The sequence below is a fragment of the Methylocaldum sp. genome (assembly GCF_039794385.1).
GTDB lineage: Bacteria > Pseudomonadota > Gammaproteobacteria > Methylococcales > Methylococcaceae > Methylocaldum.
In genome coordinates, this window is sequence record NZ_JBDIVO010000326.1 from 1 (window position 1) to 5,008 (window position 5,008).

General features: G+C 61.2%; 2 protein-coding genes. Both read left to right on the forward strand.

All coding sequences use genetic code 11. The annotated features are described in order from the left end of the window. Positions 1-3,312 (forward strand): efflux RND transporter permease subunit (locus tag ABJK70_RS19890; protein ID WP_347258866.1); only part of this gene is annotated, 3,312 nt, incomplete at its 5' end. A 186-nt stretch (positions 3,313-3,498) separates the two neighbouring features. Then, complete coding sequence (dhaK, locus tag ABJK70_RS19895) at positions 3,499-4,488, forward strand: dihydroxyacetone kinase subunit DhaK (RefSeq protein ID WP_086135188.1); 990 nt, start codon at positions 3,499-3,501, stop codon at positions 4,486-4,488. The last annotated feature ends 520 nt before the right edge of the window (positions 4,489-5,008 follow it).

A 5,008-nucleotide genomic window follows, 5' to 3' on the forward strand; every position in this document is an offset into this window, starting at 1 on the left:
GGTCTCGTCGGTTGGTTCGCTTCCAACCCGGTCGCCGCCAATCTCTTGATGCTGCTGATCCTGTTCGGCGGAATCGGCAGCCTGATCGTCATGGACAAGGAGGTGTTTCCACGCTTTCTCCCCCACCAAATCGAAATCAAGGCGATCTATCCTGGTGCCGGGCCCTTGGAGATCGAGGAATCGGTGTGCATCCGCATCGAAGAGGCGGTTTACGATCTGCCGGGCGTCAAGCGGCTCAAGTCGGAGATCAGCGAGGGCGAATGTAGGGTGAATGTGGTGGTTCTGCCGGGTCACGACAAAGACCGGGTGATGAACGCCGTGCGCGGGCGGGTCCAGTCCATTCAGCGACTGCCGAAGACTCTCGAAAAGATCGAGGTGCAGCCGGCTTACCGGGAGGGCGACGACGGCGTCATCTGGGTGGCGCTGCACGGTCCCACCGATCCGCTCATCCTCAAGCGGCTCGGCGAACGTATCCAGGGCGATCTGGCGCGGTTACCCGGCGTCACCCGCGCCCTCAATTACTACGACGTGCCTTACGAAATCGCCATCGAGGTTTCTTCGGAACGGCTGCGGCAACACCGGTTGTCCCTGCACGATGTTGCCGACGCGGTCCGACGGACTTCGGTGGACCTGCCCGGCGGCATGGTGAAGAGCCCGGCCGGTGAACTGTTGCTGCGGGTCAAGGGCAAAGCCCGAGAGGGAGCTTCGATCGGGGATCTGGTGCTCAAAACCCATCCGGACGGCAGCCGGGTGCTGCTCCGCGACGTAGCCACCGTCACTGACGGCCTGGAAGAACGCCCCTCGGCATGGCGCCACAACGGCGAGACGGCTCAGGGCTGGGAAATCCACGCCGAGCATGACACGGTCGAGGTCGCCCGCCGGGTCAAGGCCTATGTGGAGGAGATGAGTGCCCGGCTGCCGGAACGGCTCTCGATGATTACCTGGTGGGACGATTCCCAAGCCTACGACGAGCGCATCCGGACTCTCATCGAGGACGGCCTCTGCGGTTTCGTTCTGGTGTGCGCCGTGCTGAGCCTATTTCTGCGATTCAAGGTGGCTTTGTGGGCCGGCGCGGGGATTCTCACCTCGGTGTTCGGCGCGCTCTGGCTGATGCCGATGCTGGGCATCTCGCTCAATATGCTGTCCCTGTTCGGTTTTCTGCTCGCCATGGGTATTCTGGTGGACGACGCCATCATCGTCGGGGAGGCGGTGCATAAGGAACAGACTCTAGACTCTAGGCCAGAGTCCCTAGGCCATAGGCTGAAGGCTCAAGAAGAGGCGCTAGGCTCTAGACCTCAGACGCTGGAAAATCAAGACCTAGAGTCTGGAGCCTATAGCCTCGCCTGTGCCATTCGCGGCGCGGAAAGCGTCGCCCAGCCGGTGATTCTGGCGGTGTTGACCACCCTGGTTGCCTTCCTGCCCGGCCTGTTCCTGCCCGGCTGGGCGGGGGAGATGATGCGGCCGATCTGCCTGGTGATGATTCTCACGCTGGTATTTTCTTTAATCGAGGCGCTATTGATCTTGCCTGCGCATTTGGCCGCTCCCTCAAGACCCGGCCCATATGTCTCTCGCTTGGAGAGATTGCGTATCAGGCTCAACCGCGGTTTGGAGGATTTCGTCCGGCGGATTTACGGACCCTTTCTGGAAAAAGCCTTGGCATGGCGCTATCTCACCGTTGCCGCTTTCGCCGTATTGCTGATGCTGGGCGCCGCGCTGGTGGCCGGCGGCCATATCCGGTTGTCGCTGCAGGCGGACGTCACCAAGGACAGTTTCTGGGTCAATCTGAAGTTACCGCAGGATGCGCCCTATAGTGAAACCCTCCGGGCGGCGGAAAAAGTGGAGCGGGCTTTGCTGGAGTTGCGGGATGAACTGGATCAGGCTGGAGGAAAAGGCAGAGAGAAAACAGCAGCACTATCTTCCTCAAGTCTCCAGCCTCAGGTCTCAAGCCTGGAGCCAGCCTCGGTAATCGTCGGTCTGGAGACGCTGGTGTGGGAGCACGGCGCCGGATTCTGGACCGAGCTTTCGCCGGAAGGACGGCAACGCATCGTGGTCGAGGATTTCATCCGGGAATGGCGCCGGCGCATCGGCGACATCGGGCGCGCGAAAATCGATTTTCTCTACAAGGAAGGCGATGTTCCCTACGATATCGAGCTCGACCTCGGGGCGCCCGATCCGTCGCTGCTGACCGCGGCGGCCGAACAGCTCAAGCGCAAACTGGCCGCATATCCCGGCGTGTACGACGTGGTGGACTCCGCCGAACCCGGCAAACCCGAGATCCGCCTTCGCCTGAAGCCCGAAGCGGAACGCTTGGGGCTGCGGCTGGAAGACGTCGCCGAGCAGACGCGGCACGGCTACTACGGCGACGAAGTTCATCGGCTGCAACGAGGGCGCAGCGAAGTCAAAGTCATGGTGCGCCTGCCCCGGAGCGAGCGGCAGTCCTTGGACGATCTGCATAATCTGCCGATCCGCCTGCCCAACGGAGCACAAGCGCCGCTTCGGACCCTCGCCGAGATCGACCTCGTGCCCGGCTACGCCAAGCTGGCCCGGCAGGATCGGCAGCGTGTGCTGAAAGTGCAAGCGCGGGTCGATCCCAAGTCGGCGGACCTCAATGCGATCTATGCCGATCTGGAAGCAGCGGAAATTCCCCGTTTGAAACAGCAGTTCCCGGGGCTGGACGTAGGCCTGGGCGAGGAGCGAATCGAGCAGGAGGCGTCCGTTCATGCTCTCGCTTTCTATACCCTGATCGCCCTGGTGGTGATCTACGCCCTGATCGCCGTGCCGTTCCGCTCCTATGTCATTCCGCTGATTTTTCTGCTGGCCGCGCCCGTCGCCTGGTGCGGCGCGGTTTTCGCCCACTGGCTGGCGGGTTTGCCTTTATCCATGGAATCCCTGGTGGGCATGATCGCCGCCAGCGGCGTGGTAGTGAACGACAGCCTGGTACTGCTCGACTACATCAAGGAACATGAGGCTACAGGCCCTAGGCTCGAGGCTCCAGGAGAAGACGGCGAGCAAGATTCGGCAATCGTTGCTTCCTGTAGCCTAGAGCCCAAAGCCCATAGCCTGGTCTTAGAAGCCTGCACCGTCCGCTTCCGCCCGATTCTGCTGGCGTTTCTCACGACCTTCGCCGGTTTTTTGCCGACCCTGTTGGAGACCAGCCAGCAAGCCCAATTTCTGGTCCCGATGACCTTGTCGCTGGCCGCCGGGCTGTTGTTCGGCATGGGGGCGAGCCTCGTGTTGACGCCGGTGTGTTACGCCATTTTTGGGCAGTCGCGGCAGGTTGCGGCCTCTAGCGCGGTTCCTACCGGGGTATAGCTGTGTCGGCAAAGGATTGCCGACCTACGAAAGGGCGTCGCTAAGTAGGTCGGCAATCCTTTGCCGACATGCGCTTATTCAGACAAAGCTTGACCCGAGGAGGGCCCGATGGTTTGCTTTCAGGCACGCTATCCAGGCCCGCGGGCCGCTTCAGTTAACGGGTTATCGAACGTCTTAGGGAATCCCATGAAGAAATTCATCAACACTGTCGAGAGTTTGCTGGATGAAAGCGGGCGCGGCTTTGCGCTGGCGCATGCCGATATCGTTCGCTTCAATCCGGAACCCCGCTATATGGTCCGCATCGCGCCGCGCGTACCGGGCAAGGTGGCGCTGATTTCGGGCGGCGGTTCCGGGCACGAGCCCTTGCACACCGGTTTCGTCGGTCTCGGCATGCTGGACGCGGCCTGTCCGGGACAGGTATTCACCTCGCCCACGCCCGATCAGATGCTGGCCGCCGCGGAGGCCACGGAAAACGGCGGCGGCGTATTGTTCATCGTCAAGAATTACGCCGGCGATGTCATGAATTTCGAGATCGCGGCGGAAATGCTCGACTGCCCCCACGAGACCGTACTGGTGCACGACGATGTGTCCATCCCCGAGCACCAGGGCATGGGCCGGCGCGGAGTGGCGGGCACGACTATCGTCGAAAAGATCGTCGGCGCGGCGGCGGAAGCCGGCATGGACCTGGCCGGCTGCAAGGCGCTGGGCGAGCGGGTGGTGCGGGCCACCGCATCCATGGGCGTGGCGCTGACCAGTTGTACCGTTCCGGCCCTGGGCAAGCCCACCTTCGAGATCGCCGACAATGAAATGGAAATGGGCGTGGGCATACACGGGGAGAAGGGCAGGGAGCGCATGGCTCTGGCGAGCGCTTCGGAAATCGTCGAGCACCTGACGCAAGCCATCGACGGCGAGCTGAAACCCGCCAAAGGCCAGCCGGCCCTGCTGCACGTCAACGGCTTCGGCGCGACGCCGCTGATGGAGCTTTATCTGGTCTACGATCTCGCTCGCCAGTTCTGGGATCAGCGCGGAGTGAGCATCGTCCGTTCGCTGGTCGGCAATTTCACCACGTCGCTGGACATGGCGGGCTGCTCCGTCACGCTGACTCTGCTGGACGAAGAGATGATCAGGTTGTGGGATGCGCCGGTACATACGGCGGCGTTGAGGTGGGGATGTTGAGAACGTTTTACTCCAAATCGCTTTCAATAAGGCATTCATTTTGTAGGAGGGGTAGAGCGAAGCGAAACCCATCGATGGTGGGGTAGGCCGCGAGGCCGTAACCCACCGAGCGGCCTCGAATCGGTGGGTTACGCTTCGCTAACCCACCCTACGATGAGTGTTCACTCGAATGCCGAATGGAATTAGGTCCTAATTGTGAAAAACGGCATCAAAATTACTGTATTGAGTTGGGATGCAAACCGATCATGGACAGATTGGGATGGTAAAGCACGCTACCAATTGGTGCCCCGGCTTGTGGAGTTTGGGCAGCAACCACGACTTGAAGCGAAGCGTCTGGCTCGCCGCATAATGGCCAGAGAGCTTGTATCTTTAACTCTTCCTTCTGACAAGGGCGTTGAGGGAATCCGGCACGTGCTCGAATCCCTGGGGGCAGAGGTAGAAATCAAGTGGCTATAAGCTGTAAGAAGGTTCCCGGGATACCTAACAAGCCGCGGAGGGGTCTACTGTGAGCTCTTCGCCA

What these genes read in the sequence shown, in the direction of transcription:
- dhaK (WP_086135188.1), top strand. Translation starts at nt 3,499, where the DNA reads ATGAAGAAATTCATCAACACTGTCGAGAGTTTGCTGGATGAAAGCGGG.